The sequence below is a fragment of the Streptomyces sp. NPDC001443 genome, assembly GCF_053597355.1.
Map to the genome: position 1 here is coordinate 46,486 of NZ_JBSFIA010000005.1, position 19,721 is coordinate 66,206.

Below are 19,721 nucleotides of genomic sequence, written 5' to 3' on the forward strand. Positions count from 1 at the left end.
CATGCGCGTCATGGCGCAGATCGCGATGGTCATGAACCTCGACAAGTGCATCGGCTGCCACACCTGTTCCGTCACCTGCAAACAGGCGTGGACCAACCGCGGCGGTGTCGAGTACGTGTGGTTCAACAATGTCGAGACCCGCCCCGGACAGGGATACCCGCGCCGCTACGAGGACCAGGAGACCTGGAAGGGCGGCTGGGAACTCAACAAGCGCGGCCGGCTGAAGCTGAAGGGCGGCGGCAGGTTCTCCAAACTCGCCCACATCTTCTCCAACCCCAAACTGCCCAACATCAGCGACTACTACGAGCCGTGGACGTACGAGTACGCCAACCTCGTCGACGCCCCCCTCGGGGACGACATCCCCGTCGCCGCGCCGCGCTCGCTCCTCAGCGGAAAGCCCTTCAAGATCGAGTGGAGCGCCAACTGGGACGACAACCTCGGTGGCGTCAGTGAGCACGGCGCGCTCGACCCGATGGTGGCGAAGGTCCGTGAACAGGCGTCGGAGAAGGTCAGGTTCGCCTTCGAGCAGACCTTCATGCTCTATCTGCCGCGGATCTGCGAACACTGTCTGAACCCGTCCTGCGTCGCCTCCTGCCCGTCCGGCGCGATGTACAAGCGCCAGGAGGACGGCATCGTGCTGGTCGACCAGGACCAGTGCCGGGGCTGGCGCATGTGCGTGACCGGCTGCCCGTACAAGAAGGTCTACTTCAACCACCGCACCGGCAAGGCCGAGAAGTGCACGCTGTGCTACCCGCGCCTCGAAGTCGGCCTGCCCACCGTCTGTTCCGAGACCTGCGTCGGACGGCTGCGCTATCTCGGCGTCATGCTCTACGACGCCGACAAGGTCCTGGAAGCGGCCTCCGCCCCCGACGACACAGACCTGTACGAGGCCCAGCTCGGCGTGTTCCTGGACCCCGAGGACCCCGGCGTACGCCGGGAGGCCGAACGCGCCGGCATCGCCCAGGACTGGATCGACGCGGCCCGCCGCTCACCCGTGCACGCGCTCATCAGCAAGTACAAGGTGGCGCTGCCGCTCCATCCGGAGTACCGCACCATGCCGATGGTCTGGTACATCCCGCCGCTCTCCCCGGTCGTCGAGGCCCTCACCGAGACCGGCTTCGACGGCGAGGACGCCGGCAACCTCTTCGGCGCGATCGACACCCTGCGCATCCCCCTGGAGTACCTGGCCGAACTGTTCACCGCCGGCGACATCGCTCCGGTACGGGCCTCGCTGGAGAAGCTCGCGGCCATGCGCGGCGCGATGCGCCCCGGGCTGCTCGCCGGCGAGCCCTCGGGCCCGGCCCCGGTCGACGAGGAGATCGCCCGCTCGGTCGGCATGTCCGGGGACGAGATGTACGCGATGTACCGGCTGCTGGCCCTCGCCAAGTACGACGAGCGGTACGTGATCCCCACCGCAGCCGTCGGCGACGCCCGACGGCTGGAGGAGTCCGTGCTGCCCGACGAGTGCAGCCTCGACTACGCGGGCGGGCCCGGCATGGGCGGCTCCGGCCCCTACGGCGAAGGGTCCGGCGGGATGCCGCCGATGTCCGTGGAGAACTTCCACGTCCTGCGCGACCGCCAGAGCGCCGACGCGCCCGCCGACCCCGCCCGCAGTCGCGTCAACCTCCTCAACTGGGACGGCCTGGGCCACCCCGCCGGACTGTTCCCCGAAAGGCCGGAAAGGCCCGGCGGCCCCGGCACCGCCCCACCCTCAGCCGAGAACGACGAGAACGAGAAGCACGACGAGGAGGAGAGATGACCAGCCCGCACGCCGTGATCCACGCGGCGGCCGCCCGCTGCCTGGTCTACCCCGACGGCGAGTTCCACGCCGGGCTGAGCGTCCTGCGCGCGGCTCTGGACGAACAACCCGGACCGGGCAGACGCGAGTTGTGCGCGTTCCTCGACCACGCGGGCGGCACGGACCCCGACCGGCTCCGGCAGGACTACGTCCGGACCTTCGACTTCACCGGCCGCCGCTGTCTGTACCTCACCTGGTGGACCGACGGCGACACCCGTCGCCGCGGCCGGTCCCTGGTGCGCTTCAAGGAGATCTACCGGGAGCACGGCTGGGAGTACGCGGACACCGGCGAACTCCCCGACTTCCTCCCGGCCGTCTGCGAGTTCTGCGCCCTCACCGGCACCGACACCCTCCTGCGCGAGCACCGCCCGGCGCTGGAACTGCTGCGCTTCGCCCTCGTAGAGGCCCAGTCGCCCTGGGTCGGCGTCCTCCAGGCCCTCGTCGCCACCCTGCCCGGTGCCTCCCCCCGCGACCGCGCCGCCGCCCAGGCCATGGCCCGCAACGGGCCGCCGCGCGAGGACGTGGGGCTCGCCCCGTTCGGCACCCCGCTGCTGGAGGTCGTCTCCCGATGAGCCTCGCCGACAGTCTCCTGTGGACAGCCATGCCGTACATCACGATCGTCCTGCTCGTCGGCGGGACCATCTGGCGCTACCGCTACGACAAGTTCGGCTGGACGACCCGCTCCTCGCAGCTCTACGAGTCCCGACTGCTGCGGATCGCCTCGCCGGTGTTCCACTACGGCATCCTCTTCGTCCTCGCCGGTCACCTCGTCGGACTGTTCGTCCCCGACTCCTGGACCAGCGCGCTCGGGGTGAGCGAGGCCGCGTACCACTACCTGTCCCTCTACACGGGCACGCTCGCGGGCCTCGCCACCGTCGCCGGCATCGCGCTGCTGGTCTACCGCCGCCGCACCAACGGGCCGGTCTTCCTCGCCACCACCCGCAACGACAAGCTCATGTACGTCGTGCTGCTCGCCGCGATCCTGCTGGGCATGATCGCCAAACTCACGCACGCGGGAGGCCACGGCTACGACTACCGCACCACCATCTCCCCCTGGCTGCGCAGTGTCTTCACCCTGCATCCGGACTACGCGCGGATGCACGGCGTGCCGGTCACCTACCAGATCCACATCGTCGTCGGGTGCGTGCTCATCGCCCTCGTCCCCTATACCCGGCTGATCCATATGTTCAGCGCCCCCGTGCCCTACCTCTTCCGCCCCTACATCGTCTACCGCAGCCGCGAACGCGGTCAGCTCGGCACCCGTGCCGAGCGGCCCGGATGGGAGCGTGTGCAGTGACCGCCCGGACCACCCGGACCCCCCGGACCGCCGAGAGCGCCGCGGTGCCCGGCGCCGCCTACCGCAACCTGGTCGTCGCCACGATCGGGTTCGCCATCTCCTTCTGGGCGTGGAACCTCATCTCACCGCTCGCGACGACCCTCGGCGAGAAGCTCTCGCTGAGCTCCTTCGAGAAGTCGCTGATGGTCGCCGTCCCCGTACTCGTGGGCTCGCTCGGACGGGTGCCCGTCGGCGCGCTCACCGACCGCCTCGGCGCGAAGATCATGTTCCCGCTCGTCAGCGCGCTGACCATCGTGCCCGTCCTGCTGCTGATCGTCGTGAAGGACTCCTACGCGGGCCTCCTCGTCGTCGGATTCGTCCTCGGCATGGCCGGCACGACCTTCGCGATCGGCGTCCCCCTGGTCAACTCCTGGTTCCCGCCCGAGCGCCGGGGATTCGCCGTCGGCGTCTTCGGCGCGGGCATGGGCGGCGTCGCCCTCTCCGGCTACTTCACCCCCCGTATCTACAAGCACGGCGAGAGCCTGCCGTTCGTGGTGCTGGCCATCGCCCTGGCCGTCATGGCCGTCGTGGAGTTCTTCCTCCTCTCCGACCGTCCCGACCGCGTCGTCCCCACCACCTCGCTGGGCAAGCGACTGGGCGACGCCGGGCGTCTGCGGGTCACCTGGGAGCTCGCGGCCCTGTACGCGATCGGGTTCGGCGGCATCGTCGCGTTCGGCGTCTACCTGCCCACGTACCTCAAGACCTGGTACGACCTGTCGGCCACCGACGCCGGAACGCGGGCGGCCGGTTTCGCGCTCGTCACCGTGATCTTCCGTCCGATCGGCGGCTGGCTCTCCGACCGCAGCCACCCGGCCGTCGTCACCTCCTGGGCGCTCGGCCTCGTGGGGGTCCTGGCGGTGTGTCAGGCCTTCGAGCCCCAGCTCGTCCCGGGCGGAACGGTCCTGCTCCTCGTGATGGCGGCCGGCCTCGGCACCACCAGCGGCAGCGTGTTCGCGATGGTCGCGCGGGTCACCCCGCCGCCGAAGGTCGGCAGCGTCACCGGAATCGTCGGCGCGATGGGCGGACTCGGCGGCTTCGTCCCGCCCCTGGTCATGGGCGCCGTCTACAGCGCCAAGGGCTCCTACGCCATCGGCTTCATGCTGCTCTCCGACCTCGCCCTGGCCGGCTGCGTCTATTCCTTCGGGCGCATGCGCGAAGTGGGCCGGGACCGCATCGAACACGAGACCGCCTGAGCCCGAAGCCCCCCGAAATGGCGCCGCCCCCTGCCGGACCCCCGCGAACGCGGGTCCGACAGGGGGCGGCGGAACTCCGGTGAGCGCGGAAATGTTCACGTGGGGACCGCTGCGGCTGAGCGCCTGGCCGAACTGCGCGGCGTGCTGGCCGCCTTGGCCGACGAGCCGATCGCCACGCTTGAGGCACACCCGCTGCCCGACAAGCTCGACCGCGGCCGGGGCATTCCCCCCGATGCCGCGAGTCCCTTGGCACAGCACCTGTCGCAGCTCATCACGCAGTCGGCGCGGGGCTCCGCCACGGCGGCCGGGGGCGGCGAAGCCCTGTATCGCATGGTGATTCCGGCGAAGGTGGCGGCGCAGGTCGGGCAGGGCACCGTTCGCTCGATGGCGGCGAAGGGGGTAGCCGGTGGCGTCCGGGGTCCCTTTGTGGACTCGGCGGGCAAAATCGTCGCCGGCGCGACCTACGTGCCGGTCGGTACGGTGGCACCGGCGGGCGCAGCCGGTGGGGCCGGTGCAACCGGCGGTGTCGCGGTCGCCGGCAGCGCGGCGCTCACGGTGGCAGCACCGCTCGTCCTCATGGCCGTGGCGGTCGGGATGAGCGCGCATGCCGACCAGAAGCGCCGGCAGGCGATCGAGCGCATCACGGAGCTGCTCGAGCAGCTGCACGAGGACAGGCTCGTCGACGAGCGTCGTGAACTCGACGGCTGCCGCTTCGCCATCGGCAAGGCCACCGCCATTCTGCTGGACGAGGGCAAGCTCGGTGTTTCCCCGCGCTGTCCGTGGTGGCGTAGCCGCGGTCGTACTCATCGGTCCGCCTTGGCGTGGACCGGCTCGACGTGTCCGGTGCAGGGCCCGACGGACCCTGCTCCAGGCTGGATTCCGCAGCCCGTCACCGCCTGGAGGACGATGTGGCGAGCACCGCTCGGACATCTCCTGGTCGGGTGGCGGGCGCCGTCCCAGTGGTCGGTGAGGGCCACGACCACAGCGAGTGGCGCACGATCCCGCATGCGTTAGGAGAGTGCTGTATCCGCCACGCCTCTCCGTCCCGCCAGTGATACTGGACGCATGGACGCGATGCCACCCGCCACCCGCGTGGAGGTGCTGCGAGACCGATACCGCAGTCGGCTGCCCGAGCACCTGCAGGAGCTGGCCGGGCCTGTCGAGGGCACCGTCGACCTGCCGTTGCACATCGTCTGGTCCGGACGGACGAGCTACAGCCTGGACCGTCCGAAGTCCCGCATGACCCTCTGTCGGACCGTTCTCGCCGAGGGCCTGCACGACGATCTGGCGACCTACCTCCACCACCGGTTGCTGAGCGAACAGCGGCCTGTGCTGCGCCGCCTGGTCAGCCCCTACATCCGAGAGGCCTGGGAGGACGCCTTCCCGGAGCTGCCCCGCAGCGGTCCGACCGACGCGACCGCGGCGTGAAGCTCACTCCGCTCCACGAGCGTCTGCTCGTCGACATCCTCGACCTCGGCTCCCCGTACCCGCTGGTCCTCACCGGCGGGCATGGCCGCGGCGCGGGCAGGCCTCGAACAGCGCCCGGGTGCGAGGCCGGCGCGAGTCCGCCCCCACCAAGGCGGCGGGGCCGCTGTTCCGACCGGCGCCCGCCCGGTCGCATGCCGTACCGCTCCATGCCCCGGGACGAAGGACGACCGGAAGCCGCGCCCCCGGCCCGTTCCTCCGGGGCAGGCGTCGGGGGAGACTCCCACCGCGTACGGGCGCGGGCAAAGACGGGGTGCAGAAGGGCGGATTCTGCTGCAATGGACTCTCCGACCCCGTTTTGACCGCCGGGTGCGATGTGTCGCGGCGGACGACGGGGACGTACGGCAGGGGGGACGCGGGATTGCCGGATCACGGGGGGTGGAGGAAGCGGCGGGGGGACGGGTGGACGCCCCCGGAACTTCCGTTGACTCCGGGCATGACGGACCACGGTGCCTGGGCGGCGGCCTTACGGGGCCTGGGCTTCCGGCACACCGCCGAGTTGCTGGGCGCCTGGGGTGCGCGGCCGGGGTTCAAAGTGCTCGACGGGCTCTGGTACCGGCAGCGGGGCATGACCTGGCTGCGCGTCGACCGGGCGTACCTGCGCAAGCAGCACGGGCACTGGCGAAGCGAGGACGCCGAGCGACGGACGTCCGCCCAAGCGCTGCTGGACCGCGCCGGGGAGATCCTCGACCGGGACCCCATGGGGCTGCGCCGTGTCGTCGTCCACGAACTGGTCCTGCTGCTCCAGGAACACCCCGAGGGCATCCGCGCCCGTGCGGCGACCGACTTGGGCGTGGACGAGGCCGAGGCGGCGGAACTGGCCGACGCCGTCACCGCGTGTCTCACGTCGGCCGGCCGACTCGACCGTGAGGCGGCCGAAGGTCTCCAGGAGGCGCTGGGCGAAGGCCGCCTGCGCCGTGCCGAGCAGTACACGGCCCGACTGTCCGGCGTCGTCGCCGACCATGAACTCCGCGCGCTGCGCGCCGCCGTGACCGTCCTGCGTGATCGCACCGACGAAGACCTGGCCCTCGCGGAGGCGCTCCTGCGTGCCGGGGAACACCGTCGGTCCGCCACCATCGCCCTGCGCGCGGCCCGGCACGCCGTCGACGAACCCCGGGCGCTGGTCGCTCTGTTGCGAGCGGCGGAGGCGGAGAGCGCCGTGGAGGCCGGAACGGCGGGGCACTCCGGAAGCGCGGCGCCGATGCCGGTGCGGACCGAGGTGACCCTCGAAGGGGTCACGGTCGCCTGGGATCCTGCCTCCGCGCAGAGCGGTCGGCCGGTGCGCTACCGGGTGGTCAGGTATCCGGTCGGGCGGTCGGAGAAGTACGCCGACCTCGGACCGCCTGTCACGGCGACCCGGATCGTCGACCGGAACGCCGTTCCGGGCAGCACCGTGCGGTACGGAGTGCTTCCTGTGGTGGCGGAGCGGCCGGTGGGGCGGGCACGGACGAGCGCGCAGACGCCGGTCGCGCCGGACGTGGCCGACCTCGAACTGGTCACGGCACGGTCCGGGGTGACGGGCACATGGCGGGCTTCGGCGGCCTCGACCGCGATCCGTGTCGTACGCGAACACGCCGGTGTGACGACGGAGTTGAGTTCCCGTCAGGAAGGGTTCGAGGATCTGGGGCCGGTACCGGGACGCCATGCCTACCGGGTTCGCTGCGAGTACCGGGCGCCGGACGGCCGGACCCTCGCCTCGCCAGGCGTGGAGGCATCCGCGGTGGTCGAGGAATGGCCGCAGCCCGTCACCGACCTGGCCGGTGGACTCTGCTCGCAGGCCGGCCCGGTACGGCTGTCCTGGACCCCGCCGCCACGGGGCGAGGTGCTGTTGGTGCCGTGGACCGGGCCGCCGCCCGCGCCGGGCACCGACCTGCCGGACGGCTTCGCCGTCGCGCCGCCGGCCCCACCGCTGGACTCCCACCTGGTCAGTCCTGCGGCGGGGACCTCGATGCGTATCGTCGCGGTGACCGTGTTCGGCGGCCGGGCCGTCACCGGCACCGGTCTGCTGGTCGAGGCGCAGACACCGGTGCGCGGCATGACGGCCGAACGCGCCCCCGACGACCTGGTCCGGCTCGGCTTCGACTGGCCCGACCCGGCTCTCGCGGTCGTCGTCGGCTGGCGGCAGGGTGCGGTGGCCGAGGAGCGGCTGCTGACCCGCAGCGCCTACCTGCGCGACGGCTTCACCTTTCCGGTGAGTGGCGAGGCGGTCGACATCGTGGTGACCCCGGTGGCCGCGGGCGACGCGGAGTTCGTGCTCTCCGGCGCAGGACACCTCCGTGTGCCACCCCGGATCCGGCTGTCCTACCGGCTGGTGAAACCGGGCTGGCGGGCCGGTGCCCGCCGTACCGTCGAAGTGCAGGCCGAACTGGCTCGCTCCGTAACGGATTTGATGGAGTGTCCGGACTTCCTCCTGGTGGGCCGCGAGAGCGTACCGCCGCTCGACCCACGGCACGGCACCGAGGAACTGCGGCTCCCCGGCGACCTGCTCGCCGCCGGACAGCCGGTGCACACCGAGATCGACCTGCGCGACCGTGCCCGCCCCTATCTGCTGCGCGGCTTCCTGCTCGGCGCGGGCGCCCCGGCAGCGCAGTTGAACCATCCTCCGCCCGAGACGCTGGTGGTGCGCTGACATGACGAGAATCGTCTGCCCCTACTGCTTCAAGTCCGAACGCGACTCCCGGCTGGCGTACCGCTGTCTGATGGCACGGACGGGACTGCGCGGGGCGAGCGCCTGTTCGCCCGAACCGGACACCGCCTGGGCCGCGTTCACCGGGGTGTCGGTCGGCGGCCCTGCCGCGCTGCGCGGCCCCTGCTTCGACCCGCCGCGCGGACTGCGCACCGGCCGCGGACGCGCCCCCTGCCCAGCCTGCGGGGTGGAGTCGCCGGTGCGGGTCTGCCTCACCTGTCACAACGATCTGCCCAGCGACTACTGTGGCCAGAGCAGCCGGATCATCGCGCTGATCGGCCCCAAGAGCGCGGGCAAGAGCACCTATGTCAGCGTGCTCGCCCACGAGCTGCGCAACCGGGTGGGCCGTGAGTTCGCGGCCTCGCTGGCCAGCATGGGCGCCGCCACCCAGCAGCGCTACCGGGCCATGGAGGACGACCTCTACCACCGGCTGCTGCTGCCCGGCCCCACCCAGCCGGCCGCCATGCGCTTCAACGACCCGCTGATCTTCAGGCTCAGCACCCCACGGCACGGCTCGCTCGCGCTGGGGCGCGACGGCAGCCGGCACACCGCCCTGGTCTTCTTCGACGCGGCCGGCGAGGACCTGGCGGACGCCGAGGCCATGGACCGCTACACCGCCTACCTGGCCGCCGCCGACGGGGTCATCCTCCTGGTGGACCCCTTGCAGCTGCGCTCCGTTCGCGAACAACTGCCGGACATGGAAGGTCGGTTGCCGACGGTCGAGACCGCCCCCGAGCAGGTCGCCGCCGACCTCGCCGCCCAGCTGCGCAGCCGCAATCGGGGCGAGGGGAAGGGGCGGGTGACCACACCCCTGGCCGTCGTGGTCACCAAGAGCGACATGCTGCGGACGTGGCTGCCGCACGGCTCACGTCTGGCGCGTCCCGCCGAGCGGCCCGGCGGGAGACTGGACGAGTCGGACCGGATCGCGGTCCACCAGGAGACGCGGGCGCTGCTGGAGGAGTGGGACGGCGGGGTGCTGTACCGCCAGCTGGAGCGCGACTTCGCGCAGTTCTCCCTCTTCTGCCTCTCGGCGCTCGGCGCGCCACCGCCCGCCGACGCCCCCTCCGACGCCCCCAAGGCCGGCCCCCGGCCGTTGCGCGTCGAGGATCCACTGCTGTGGCTGCTCGGACTGCGCGGGCTGCTTCCGGTCCGGCAGGACCGTGCGGCCCGGAAGGGACAATGAGCGATGACGCTCCGTCAACTGCACTACACCTCGGCCCCACCCGGTCCTGACGGCTCCGGTTTCCGCTTCACCGCCGTCAGTCCGGGCACCGACGCGGCCCTGCTGCGGCTGGCCGAACCACTGCTCGGATACGAGCCGCCACGAGGCGCCCCGGACCGGCCCACCGAGGCCGAACTGCCGGCGTTTCCGACAGCGTTCGGCTTCAGTCTGCTGCCGGACGGCACGGGTGTGCTCAGCCGCACCCGCTACACCGGGACCGACTACAGCGGGCGGTACGGCAACTTCCACGCGCACGCGCTGCTGGTGCGGCCGGGTGACAACCTGCCCGGCAGGATGCTGCCCATCGAGGCGTGGGAGTCGCCGGACTGGCGGACCGTCACTCCGGCGGACCGGACCCCGCCCCCGCTGGAGACGCTGCGTCCGGGCGGTCGGTTCGGCCGGGAGCGGCTCACCGCCTTCGCGCGGCGGCGGGCCGGACGACTGGCCCCGTTCCTGGCGGACGTACGGCGCCTGTTCGCCGAGGAGCAAGCCCCGTCCCCGTCCCTGGTCATGATCGAGGAGGGTGCCGAGGAGGTCGCGCTGTGGGTGGCCCTGGCCTGCGCGGCCCTCCCGTACCGGGAGGCGGCGGCCCTGACCTTCACCACGTACACCCGTCGCCCCTACCTCGCCGATCAGCGCGTCGTGGGCGTGCCGGTCGACGCCGAGTTCGGCTACGCCTCGACCGATCTGAGCCATCAGTTCCGCGTCCACCACTGCCTGGGCGGCACCTCGTCCGTGCCACGCCCCGATCCGTGGGCTGCCGTGGCCGCCCGGGTCTGGCTCGCCGGCCGGCCCGGCCTGCTGGCCCGCGCCGCCGATGAAGCGCCCTTCGACGCGCAGACGCTGGCCGCCCGGGCGCTGCACGAGGGCATCGCCCTGGACGCGTCCGGCCGTGCGACCGGCGCCCGGTGGGCCCTGGAGCACGCCCACCGTCACGATCCGGCCTTCTGGCAGCGTTTCGTGACGGCGCTGCTGGACGACGGCGACACCGTGACCAGTGCCCTCGGCGATCCCGTCGGTGCCGTGGAGGGCTTACCCGGCGAGGGGGGCGGCACCGAGGCCCGTACCCCCGACCGCCCTTCCGGCGCCGTGGCGCAGGGTCCCGACCGTCCCGAACCCGTCACGACCGGCTTCCCGAGCGCTCCGGACGGCACCGTGGAGGAACTGCTGCCCACGCTGCTGGACACGCTTGCCGCCCACTGGCCTCAGGAGGTCACCGAGCCGCTGGCCCGTGCCGTCGTGCACGAGGTCGCCGACGGCCGCGGCACCGTGCCGGACGGCCTCGCCGCCGCGCTGTCCCCCGGGGCGCGCGCGGAACTCGCCCGCACGCTGGGCCCCCGTCTGGCCACCCGGCTCGCCGACCCGGCCGCAGCGCCCGGACACCTCCTCGACCTGCTGCGGCTGAGCAGTCTTCTGGGCACAGACCTCGGCGGTCACCCGCCACCTCCCGCGCCCGGTGCCCGCCTGGCCGACCACCTCCTGGCCCACGCCGCCGGCGGAGCCTTCGGCGCACACGCCACCGGAGCCCGGGCTGCCCGGACGGGGCACGCCGGAGCGCAGACTTCCGGCCCACGAGCCGCGGGCGCCCAGAGCTTCGGCACGCCGGCCGGCGAAGGAGACTCCGGGACGCCGTACGAGAGCACCACCACGCCTCGGACGACGGACGAGCGCACCGCCTCGCCCGGCCCCACCCCCGAGGAGGTGGCCGCCGTCCTGGCCGGTCGGGGCGTCGACGCGGTGCTGGCAGCGTTGCTGGACCGGCTCAACGACGTGGCGCTGGCGGGTGATCCCGGGCCGGTGGTGCCCGTGCTCGCACGGCTTTCCGGAGCGCTGGACACGGCCGACCCGACCGCGTATCCGCATCTGCGGGTGGTCGCCGCCGCGGGGCGGTGGTACGGCGGGACGGAGACCGGACTGCAGCTGATGAACCGGCTCACGCGGGACGCGGGACAGCCCGAGACTGCGGATCCGTCCGCGCTGCTCACCGCCTTCCGGCTGGCGTGGCCCGCCGGGCCGCCCAGTACCTGCGACGCCCTGATGCTGCTGCGCACCGTCCCGTCGGCCCTGCTGGAGGCGAGCGGTCTGGACGCCCCACTGGCCCGGGCCGCGCTCGTGGCCGACCCCACCGACCCGGAGGCGCCCGAGCTCGCCCGTGGACTGCTGCAGGCGCAGTTGCAGGGAAGCGGGCCCGCCGACCCACGGCTGAGTGACGCGCTGAACCTGCTGATCCACGCCGAGGACATCCGCGCAGGCGAGGTCGAGCCCGGCTTCACCGCCTACGCGGTCGCGCTGCGCGACCGGGCCCGGCCGCTGGCGGACGGCCTCGAGCGCCGACTGGCCCGCAATCTCGCCGCGCGGCTCCTGGTCGGACGCTCCTCCCCGGACCCGGGACGGGCGAGCGTCGCGGGCACCCTGATGGCGGACGAACTGGAGCAGCTGGCGCGCTCCGGGGACGAGGCGCTGCTGGCGACCTACGAGGCGGAGGCGAAGGGACCCCTCGCGGCCGACCGGCTGCGGCGCCACCCGCTGCACCTGGCGGTCTGTTTCGTCGCCTGGAACAGCTTCGAAGGCCTGTACCCGGCCTGGGACCGGGTCCGGCTGCGGCTCCTCGAGGAGTTCCTGCGGCCCACGGTGCGCAAGCTGCCGGACACGGTGCTCGCCGACGCCGAGACCCACCTCACCGAGGCCGGCGCCTCCTGGGCCGACCGGTGGCGGCGCTGGTACCGGCCGGGGCTGGGCCGCCGCTGGGCGCGGCGGCGCGCCGACAGGGCGGCCGGCGCCGTACGTCCGTCCCGGACCGGCCTCGAGATCGACCCGGGCACGGCGCACTCGCGAGGGGAAGCGGAGGAGGTCTGATGAACGTGACCACCGAGGACGGCCCGCTGTCCGGGGTGACCTCCGAGAACGCCGACGAACACCTCGCCGCCCTGTTCTCCGGCCCGTGGTGGGCGTCCGTCCTCCTCGTGCTGCTCGTGCTGCAGACGCCGGTCGTGGTCTACAACCTGCTGCGTTCGGCGCCGGTGGCGTACGTCCGGTTCGTCGCCTCCACCGGCCGGGCCGTCGGTCCCTGGACGTCCGGGGCCGCCGATCCGCGACTGCTGCCGCCGGGCGGTGCGCAGCCGGCGTACCGGTCCTACTGGGCGGGGCAGGCCTGGGTGGACGTGGTCGTGGCGGCCCGGGCCGGGCTGGTGGAGCTGTGGCGGCGGGCCGTGGACGTGTGGGTGCGCGACCGGCTGATGAGGCTGTGGTCGCCGTACCGCACTCCGTACCAACTGCGGGGCTCGGGAGAGGTGTTCTTCCGGCGGACGTTCGTCTTCGGGGTGGCCGCGGGTGCCCTGCTGGGCACGCTCGCGGCCGCCGTCACCGCCGTGGTGACGCTGGTGGTGTTCGGCACGCTCGCCGCCGCCGTCTGCCTGGGGCTGACGCTGGCGGTGCTGGCCGTGCGCGGGCTGGACGGCGCGCGGCTGACCGTGGGGCGGATCCGGATGAAGTGCCCACACCCCGGCTGCTACCGCTCGGTGGCGCTGCCCGTCTACCGCTGTCCGCGCTGCCGCGCCGCGCACCGCGCGCTGCGGCCCGGTGGTTACGGCGTGCTGCGCCGGGTCTGCGGCTGCGAGCAGCGGCTGCCCACCGGCTTCCTCACCGGACGGCACCGGCTCGACGCCGAGTGCCCGGTGTGCTCACTGCCGCTGCCGGACGGACTGGGCTCGGCCCGGCTGGTCCACGTACCGCTGATCGGCGGCACGTCGGCCGGCAAGACCATGCTGGTGCAGGCCATGGTCACCGGGCTCTTCGGCCGGGCGGCGGCGGGCGAGCTGTCGGTGCGCTGGGCGCGGGACGAGGACCGGCGGGAGTACGAGCACGGTGCCTCCCGGCTGGCGTCCGGCGGGGTGCCGGCGAAGACGACCGCGGTCCTGCCGACGGCGGTCATGCTGGATGTGCGCGGGCGGCGCCGCAGACGGCTGCTGTACCTGTACGACCCGCGCGGTGAGAACATCGAGTCCGCGCAGCGGCTGCGTGAACAGGAGTACCTCGCCCACGCCGACGCCGTCCTGCTGGTCGTGGACGTGCTGGCCGACCCCGCGGTGACCGCGCGCCTCACCCCCGACGAGCGCGGCCGGGCAGCCGGCGCCTCCCCCGCCGGAGAGAGTCCGATGGACACCTACGACCGGCTCACCGGGGAGCTGGCCGCGATGTCGGGGCGGCGACGCCGTACGCCGGTGGCCGTGGTGGTGACCAAGCGGGACGTCCTGCTCGATCTGGGATCCCTGCCGACGTTGGACGAGGACGTGGCGGCCTGGCTGCGGGTGGTCGGGCTGGAGAACCTCGTACGGGGTCTTGAACACGATTTCGGAGCCAGTCTGTTCACCTCCCTCAGCGCCTGGGACGCGGTCGGCACGTCGGCTCGCGCGGGCGAACGGCGACGTGCGGCGGAGCCGGTGCTCTGGCTGCTCGGAAGGAGCGGACTGCGCCCTCGAAAGATGCGCCGACCGGTGGCATCCGGTCGGATTCCGCCTCGTCCGACCACGGATCCGGGCGTTGCCGAAAGCTCCTGACGACGGCTCGAGGAGGCGGGTATCGTCGACAGCGGCGCGTGTGAAGCGGGTGTCGCGCGGCGGGGAAACACGGGGGATACGGCATGGCACGGGTGCCCACCCATGTGGCGTGGCAGCGTCGGATGCTGCTCGGTCTGTTCGGGCTCTCGGCGGCGGTCGCCGTCGTGGTGGTCCTGTCCGCCGCGGTGCTCGCGATGAAGGGCTGACCGGCGTCCGGCGCCCCGCACGCGGCTGATCGATTCTGACCTGAGGGGGGACACCATGAGCGATTTTCCAGGCGGGGCCATGGCGAGTCGTCCGGTCCACTTCTTCTGGATGCTGGACTGCTCGTACTCGATGGGCATCAACGGCAAGATCGCCTCACTGAACTACAACATCAAGGAGGCGCTGCCCGAGATGCGGACGGTGGCGGGCGACAACCCGTCGGCGTCCCTGATGGTGCGGGCGCTCACCTTCTCCACCACCGCCCGCTGGCTCCAGCCGACGTCGACCCCGGTGGACGACTTCCACTGGGACGACGTCCACCCGGACGGCACCACCAATCTCGGCGAGGCGCTGAAGCTGGTGGCCCGTGAGCTGGAGATGCCGCCGATGCCGGAACGGGCGCTGAAGCCGGTGCTGGCGCTGGTGTCCGACGGGCAGCCGACCGACGACTGGCGCTCCGGTCTCAAGGCGGTCGACGCCACGCCGTGGGGCAAGCGCGCCGTGCGGGTCGCCATCGCCATCGGCGAGGACGCGGACCGGGCCATGCTGAAGGAGTTCCTCGCCAACCCGGAGCTGGAGCCGCTGGACGCCAACAGCCCCAAGCAACTCGCCGCCGCGATCCGCTGGGCGTCCACGGTGGCGGTCAAGGCGGCCTCGATCCCGGTGGCCGCGGGCTCGGACGCCAAGACCCTGTCGGGGTACACGCCGTACGCGCCGCCCGTCGTGCCGTCGGACGACGACGATGACGACGTATGGTGACCGTGCCCGGAGCACCGGCCGGCAGCGGCCTGTCCCCGGACGCGCGTTGGCGGATCCTGTGCGCGAACGTCATGGGTCCCCGCAAGGGGACCTACCAGGACTTCGCGCTCGCCGAACCGCTGCCGGGGCGGGACGACGCCGTGGTGCTGGCGGTCGCCGACGGGCACGGCTCGGCAGCCCATGCCCGCAGTCATGTCGGAGCCAGGTACGCGGTCCAGATCTTCGTGCGGCTGGCGAAGGAGTTCGCCGAGCGGGCACTGACCGGGGCACCGTGGCCCCGCCTGAAGGCAGAGGCCCAGGACCGGCTCCCGCGTGAGCTGGTCCGCCTGTGGCAGGACCAGGTGCTGGAGGACGCCCGGCGTCGGCACGCTGTTCCCGGACCGGAGGGCGAGCCGTCGTGCGACGCGCCGCCCCCACCGCGCTCCGGGCCGTCGGATCCGGCCCGGGCTCCCGGCGTCCGGTACGCCGATCTGGTGCCCTACGGTACGACCCTGATCGGCGCGGTCGTCGTCCCGGGACTGCTCGTGGGCTGGCAACTCGGCGACGGCGAGCTGGCGGTCGTCGACCTGAGGGGCGAACTGCGGCTGCCACTGGATCCGGGTCGGCCCGAACTGGGCGACGAGACGGACTCGTTGTGCAGCCGTCAGGCCGAGGACCTGGTACGCGTGCACTGGTCGCCGATCACCGCCGCGGACAGCGCGCCCTCGCTGGTGCTGCTGTCGACCGACGGGCTCTCCAAGAGTTTCGTGGACCGGCAGGGCTACCTGGACTTCGTCCGCGGTACCTATGAACGGCTGCTGGAGCAGGGCCCGTCGACGGTCGAGGCCGATCTGCCGGACTGGCTGGCCCAGGCCGCGAAGTACTCGGGTGACGACACCACGGTGGCCGCGGCCTGGCGTGCCGCGGCCGGCACGGAGGAACAATGACGAACGGGATGATCCCCACCGGCACCACGCTCACCACCGAGGACGGCCAGAGTGTCGTGATCGTCGGCCTGCTCGGCTCGGGCGGCCAGGGCGAGGTCTACCGGGTGCGCACGCCCGCCGGGGAGCGCGCCCTGAAGTGGTACTACGCGGCCTGCGCCACCGACCAGCAGTTGCAGATCGTGGAGGACCTGGTGGGCCGGGGCTTCTCCGACGAGCGGTTCCTGTGGCCGCAGCAGGTCGTGCTGGACGGCAACGGCGGCTTCGGCTATCTGATGCACCTGCGCCCGGACAAGTTCCGGGGACTGCCGGAACTGTTCAGGCGTCAGGTCTCCACGCGCTACCTGGAGTTGCTGACGGCCGGCATCCACATGGTGGAGGCGTACCAGGCCCTGCACTCCCGGGGCGTCGCCTACCGGGACATCTCCTGGGGCAACGTCTTCTTCGACCCCGCCAACGGTGACGTGCTGATCTGTGACAACGACAACGCGGTGGTGGAGGGGGCGGTCTCGGGCATCTCCGGAACGATGGAGTTCATGGCTCCGGAACTGGTGCGCGGCGACGACGGGGTGATGCCCAGTACCCAGACGGACCTGCACTCCCTCGCCGTGCTGCTGTTCATGCTCCTGATGAACCATCACCCTCTCAAGGGCCGCGCCGAACTGGCGATCCGCTGCTTCGACGAGGCGGCCCAGCGCAAGCTGTACGGCACGCATCCGGTGTTCGTCTTCGACCCGGTCGATCACTCCAACAGCCCCGACCCCCATGAGCAGTCCACGGTGCTGGCCACCTGGGACGCGGTGCCGCAGGCGCTGCGTGACCTGTTCGTGCACAGTTTCACGGAGGGGCTCAGGCAGCCGTCGCGGCGGGTGCGCGAGTCGCAGTGGCGGGAGACGCTGAGCAAGGTCCGGGACACGGTCGTGGTGTGCGCCGACTGCGGCCGGCAGAACATGACCGAGCCCGAAGGGAAGACCACGCGCTCGTGCTGGAGCTGCCGCAAGACGCTCCTCATGCCTGCCTGGCTGGTGGTCACCACCAGCCAGCCGCGGTCCGTGCGCACCGTGAGGTTGGGCCGTGAGGCACGCCTGTACGCCCATCACCTCCAGGCCGAGCCGAAGCGGCACCACTTCTCCGAACCGCAGGTGATCGCGGAGCTCACGGAGAACCCGAAGCGCCCGGGCCAGTTCGGCCTCACCAACCGAGGCGCCGTGGTCTGGCACGCCCGTCGGCCCGACGGCACCACCAGCCAGGTCGACCCCGGTCGCACCGTCTCGCTGCGCCCGGGGCTCGGACTGGATCTGGGGGAGGGAGTGGAAGCCGTGGTGCACACGGCCTGACGGTCCGTCATCAACTGCTCCGGCAGGCCGGCCCGGCACCGCACACCGGTCAGCCGCCGACGGCCTGCCGGATCTGCTCGACCAGCGCCAGCGCACTGCTCCCCGTGCCAAGGCCCAGCGCCAGGGTGTCGAGCCAGGCGCGGACCCTGCCGCGGTCCGCCCGTTCCCCCGTCTGTTCGGCGCGGGCGAGTTCGTCCCGTACGGCCTGGGCCTCGGGCGGGGTGGAGGGGCCGAGTTCGCGGACGAGGGAGTCGGCCAGTTGCAGGGCGGTGGCTGCCTGGAAGCCGCCGTGCAAGGTGTTGCGCTGGGTGTTGTGATCACCGAACTGGCTCGGACCCTGGATCGGGCCGTTGAAGTTGAAGCTGTTCATGACGACTGTCTCCTCGTGTGGTGCTCAGGGCGGCTCGTGTGGTGCTCAGGGGTTGCCGGACGGGCCCGCCGGTGGCTGGCCGCCGCCCGACTGAGGCGCATGGTGCTGGTTGTTGAACTGCTGGAGGTGCTGGCCGAACATCGCCGGACCGGTGATGGCGCCGTTGAAGTTGTAGGTCGGCGCGTTGGCCACCTGCCGCTCGGTGTCCTCGAAGTCGGAGGTGTCGATGTTGTGGGCGCGCAGGAAGGCGCTGGTGGCCAGGAGCACCCCCTGTTCCAGCCGTTTGAAGTAGTGGGAGGTGTCGCGGCGTTCGCTGTAGCCCATGCGCTCCCAGTCGGCGACCGCCTCGCGCAGCCCGGCGACCGCGCCGTAGTCCCAGTCCCTGCGTCCCTTGCGGATCTCCTTGCGGTCCCGCTCCAGGCCGCGGGAGAGGCGGCGCAGTCGCCGGTTCTCGCCGTTCAGCCGGCCGAGGGAGCCGAACAGGGTGCTCCGGAAGCTCCGGTTGACCGTGCGGAAGGTGTGCCACCACAGACGGGCCGGGCCGGTGGGCAGGTACTCCACCGCGTCGAACCGCTCCGACAGCGGCGGGATCACATACGCGGCGACCTCCCAGGACAGCCGGGGCATCAGTAGATGGGCGCGCAGGTGCATGGTGACGACCACACGCCCGCCCGGCCCGAGCATGCGCAGGCACAGATAGGTCTCCGCGCCCGCGCCGGTCGTGACCACCCCGGTCTTGACCAGTTGCCTGGGTACGACGACCGCCGGTGGTCGGGCGGGGTCCGGCAGCACGTCCTTGCCCATGTACGACACGTGCAGGCCGCGGACGTAGAGGCGGTTGCGTGCCTGGAGGGTCTCCAGGCCGATGGTCTTGGGCATCTCGACGGCGAGGTAGTGGTGCAGGTCGGCGGCGTCGAACGGGATGATCTGCTGCTCGCGGCCCTGGTCGTCCTTGGCCGGACGGCTCACGTCGATGGGCCGCCACACGGCCTCGGTGAGCCGCCAACCGCTGCCGACGAAGGGGTTCACCGCTTCGACGGCCGAGTGATAGGCGACGAGGTTGGCCTTCTTCATGGACTCGAGACGGCTCTCCACCGCCGGATCCACCGGCGGGGCCAGGTCGTTCAGCGCGGCGTCCCCGGTCAGCGCCAACGCGGCCCATCGGCAGCGCAGTTCGGTCGCGAAGGTCACGTACCAGGACCCCGCGAGGACGGCGGCCGCCGCGAGTCCGGCGATCGCCGCCGCTCCTCGGTGACCGGCGATCACCTGCCACAGCGCCACCAGCGTCGTGGCCGGCAGTGCCAGCGCGGCGAGGGCGAGGACCCTGTCCCGCTGGTGCAGGCGGGTCAGCGCCTGCCGGGTGTGCCGGACCAGGGCGACCAGGTTGATGCCCTGCGGCAGAGCCGTCGCCTGGAGTCCGTCCTCCGCGTACTCGGACCACACCGCGCGCGCGAACGGCTCGTCCAGATGGGCCGTGGCGCACAGCCGTCGGGTGACAAGGTCCGTACGGTATTTCGGCAACGGCGTGAGACTGGTCAGCGGCATGTTTCCCCCCGAACTCGCCGGCACATCCCGAGCACCGACCCCATGCACTGCGCTGCTTCCACGGTAGGGCCTGCACAGGTCCTGGGAGGGCCACATCGGTCAACTCCCACCGTTGTGCCGGTCCTTGTCCCCTCCCGTCCCGTTTCCCGACCTCTGGTGACGGTACGCGCCGTACAATCCGCTCAGCGCGATGGCGATCGTGGAGAGCGAGCCCGGGCTCACGCCCAGTGCGATGAACGCGATGCCGGCCGCCAGGACCGCGATGAAGGCGAACAGTTCGCCGTGGTGGCTCATGGACGGGGCCTTT

Annotated in this window: 16 protein-coding genes and 1 pseudogene; 14 read left to right on the forward strand and 3 right to left on the reverse strand. The window is 72.2% G+C overall.

Going from position 1 to position 19,721, the window contains the following annotated elements:
- Position 1: 1 nt before the first annotated feature.
- The 14 genes and pseudogenes from narH to ACWC24_RS08335 all read left to right on the forward strand — a co-directional run bounded on the left by narH (position 2) and on the right by ACWC24_RS08335 (position 17,499).
- Positions 2–1,759: a nitrate reductase subunit beta gene (gene narH / locus ACWC24_RS08270; protein ID WP_450662019.1), complete on the forward strand. Its 1,758-nt coding sequence runs from the start codon at positions 2–4 to the stop codon at positions 1,757–1,759.
- A complete protein-coding gene (gene narJ / locus ACWC24_RS08275) occupies positions 1,756–2,370 on the forward strand; it encodes a nitrate reductase molybdenum cofactor assembly chaperone (protein ID WP_450662020.1) in 615 nt (204 codons plus the stop codon). The genes narH and narJ overlap by 4 nt, the downstream gene beginning before the upstream one ends.
- A complete protein-coding gene (narI, locus tag ACWC24_RS08280) occupies positions 2,367–3,095 on the forward strand; it encodes a respiratory nitrate reductase subunit gamma (protein WP_450662021.1) in 729 nt (242 codons plus the stop codon). Before narJ ends, narI begins: the two co-directional genes overlap by 4 nt.
- On the forward strand, positions 3,092–4,327 hold the full coding sequence (locus ACWC24_RS08285; RefSeq protein ID WP_450662022.1) for a nitrate/nitrite transporter: 1,236 nt from the start codon (positions 3,092–3,094) through the stop codon (positions 4,325–4,327). The genes narI and ACWC24_RS08285 overlap by 4 nt, the downstream gene beginning before the upstream one ends.
- Before the next feature lie 99 nt (positions 4,328–4,426).
- Positions 4,427–5,095: pseudogene (locus tag ACWC24_RS08290) on the forward strand (hypothetical protein); the annotation flags it as partial.
- 297 nt (positions 5,096–5,392) lie between these two features.
- Positions 5,393–5,755, forward strand: coding sequence for a hypothetical protein (locus ACWC24_RS08295; RefSeq protein WP_450662023.1), 363 nt, complete (start codon positions 5,393–5,395; stop codon positions 5,753–5,755).
- A 493-nt stretch (positions 5,756–6,248) separates the two neighbouring features.
- Positions 6,249–8,441, forward strand: a complete 2,193-nt coding sequence (locus tag ACWC24_RS08300) for a hypothetical protein (RefSeq protein WP_450662024.1) — start codon at positions 6,249–6,251, stop codon at positions 8,439–8,441.
- 1 nt (position 8,442) lies between these two features.
- Entirely contained in the window at positions 8,443–9,681 is a 1,239-nt protein-coding gene (locus ACWC24_RS08305) for a TRAFAC clade GTPase domain-containing protein (RefSeq protein WP_450662025.1), read from the forward strand.
- Between the two features lie 3 nt (positions 9,682–9,684).
- Entirely contained in the window at positions 9,685–12,576 is a 2,892-nt protein-coding gene (locus tag ACWC24_RS08310) for a GTPase-associated protein 1-related protein (protein ID WP_450662026.1), read from the forward strand.
- The gene (locus ACWC24_RS08315) at positions 12,576–14,276 is read left to right on the forward strand and encodes a TRAFAC clade GTPase domain-containing protein (protein ID WP_450662027.1); all 1,701 of its coding nucleotides are present in this window, start codon (positions 12,576–12,578) and stop codon (positions 14,274–14,276) included. Before ACWC24_RS08310 ends, ACWC24_RS08315 begins: the two co-directional genes overlap by 1 nt.
- 83 nt (positions 14,277–14,359) lie before the next feature.
- Entirely contained in the window at positions 14,360–14,482 is a 123-nt protein-coding gene (locus tag ACWC24_RS08320) for a hypothetical protein (RefSeq protein ID WP_450662028.1), read from the forward strand.
- Positions 14,483–14,561: 79 nt separating this feature from the next.
- A complete protein-coding gene (locus ACWC24_RS08325; RefSeq protein WP_450662178.1) occupies positions 14,562–15,239 on the forward strand; it encodes a vWA domain-containing protein in 678 nt (225 codons plus the stop codon).
- Positions 15,233–16,165 (forward strand): PP2C family serine/threonine-protein phosphatase, encoded by a 933-nt coding sequence (locus tag ACWC24_RS08330; protein WP_450662029.1) that lies wholly within the window; start codon positions 15,233–15,235, stop codon positions 16,163–16,165. The genes ACWC24_RS08325 and ACWC24_RS08330 overlap by 7 nt, the downstream gene beginning before the upstream one ends.
- Positions 16,162–17,499, forward strand: a complete 1,338-nt coding sequence (locus ACWC24_RS08335) for a protein kinase domain-containing protein (protein WP_450662030.1) — start codon at positions 16,162–16,164, stop codon at positions 17,497–17,499. Before ACWC24_RS08330 ends, ACWC24_RS08335 begins: the two co-directional genes overlap by 4 nt.
- A 49-nt stretch (positions 17,500–17,548) precedes the next feature.
- Here the strand turns inward: ACWC24_RS08335 and ACWC24_RS08340 are convergent, their stop codons facing one another.
- From ACWC24_RS08340 to ACWC24_RS08350, 3 genes are all read right to left on the reverse strand, one after another.
- Positions 17,549–17,869, reverse strand: coding sequence for a hypothetical protein (locus ACWC24_RS08340; RefSeq protein WP_450662031.1), 321 nt, complete (start codon positions 17,867–17,869; stop codon positions 17,549–17,551).
- A gap of 45 nt (positions 17,870–17,914) precedes the next feature.
- Positions 17,915–19,414: a hypothetical protein gene (locus ACWC24_RS08345; protein ID WP_450662032.1), complete on the reverse strand. Its 1,500-nt coding sequence runs from the start codon at positions 19,412–19,414 to the stop codon at positions 17,915–17,917.
- Positions 19,415–19,513: 99 nt separating this feature from the next.
- Positions 19,514–19,708 (reverse strand): hypothetical protein, encoded by a 195-nt coding sequence (locus tag ACWC24_RS08350; protein WP_450662033.1) that lies wholly within the window; start codon positions 19,706–19,708, stop codon positions 19,514–19,516.
- Between the last annotated feature and the right edge of the window lie 13 nt (positions 19,709–19,721).

Excerpts from the sequence above, each read along its gene's own strand:
- narH (WP_450662019.1), top strand. The coding sequence starts at position 2 with ATGCGCGTCATGGCGCAGATCGCGATGGTCATGAACCTCGACAAGTGC.
- narJ (WP_450662020.1), top strand. The coding sequence starts at position 1,756 with ATGACCAGCCCGCACGCCGTGATCCACGCGGCGGCCGCCCGCTGCCTG.
- narI (WP_450662021.1), top strand. The coding sequence starts at position 2,367 with ATGAGCCTCGCCGACAGTCTCCTGTGGACAGCCATGCCGTACATCACG.
- ACWC24_RS08295 (WP_450662023.1), top strand. The coding sequence starts at position 5,393 with ATGGACGCGATGCCACCCGCCACCCGCGTGGAGGTGCTGCGAGACCGA.
- ACWC24_RS08300 (WP_450662024.1), top strand. The coding sequence starts at position 6,249 with ATGACGGACCACGGTGCCTGGGCGGCGGCCTTACGGGGCCTGGGCTTC.
- ACWC24_RS08305 (WP_450662025.1), top strand. The coding sequence starts at position 8,443 with ATGACGAGAATCGTCTGCCCCTACTGCTTCAAGTCCGAACGCGACTCC.
- ACWC24_RS08310 (WP_450662026.1), top strand. The coding sequence starts at position 9,685 with ATGACGCTCCGTCAACTGCACTACACCTCGGCCCCACCCGGTCCTGAC.
- ACWC24_RS08315 (WP_450662027.1), top strand. The coding sequence starts at position 12,576 with ATGAACGTGACCACCGAGGACGGCCCGCTGTCCGGGGTGACCTCCGAG.
- ACWC24_RS08320 (WP_450662028.1), top strand. The coding sequence starts at position 14,360 with ATGGCACGGGTGCCCACCCATGTGGCGTGGCAGCGTCGGATGCTGCTC.
- ACWC24_RS08325 (WP_450662178.1), top strand. The coding sequence starts at position 14,562 with ATGGCGAGTCGTCCGGTCCACTTCTTCTGGATGCTGGACTGCTCGTAC.
- ACWC24_RS08330 (WP_450662029.1), top strand. The coding sequence starts at position 15,233 with ATGGTGACCGTGCCCGGAGCACCGGCCGGCAGCGGCCTGTCCCCGGAC.
- ACWC24_RS08335 (WP_450662030.1), top strand. The coding sequence starts at position 16,162 with ATGACGAACGGGATGATCCCCACCGGCACCACGCTCACCACCGAGGAC.
- ACWC24_RS08340 (WP_450662031.1), bottom strand. The coding sequence starts at position 17,869 with ATGAACAGCTTCAACTTCAACGGCCCGATCCAGGGTCCGAGCCAGTTC.
- ACWC24_RS08345 (WP_450662032.1), bottom strand. The coding sequence starts at position 19,414 with ATGCCGCTGACCAGTCTCACGCCGTTGCCGAAATACCGTACGGACCTT.
- ACWC24_RS08350 (WP_450662033.1), bottom strand. The coding sequence starts at position 19,708 with ATGAGCCACCACGGCGAACTGTTCGCCTTCATCGCGGTCCTGGCGGCC.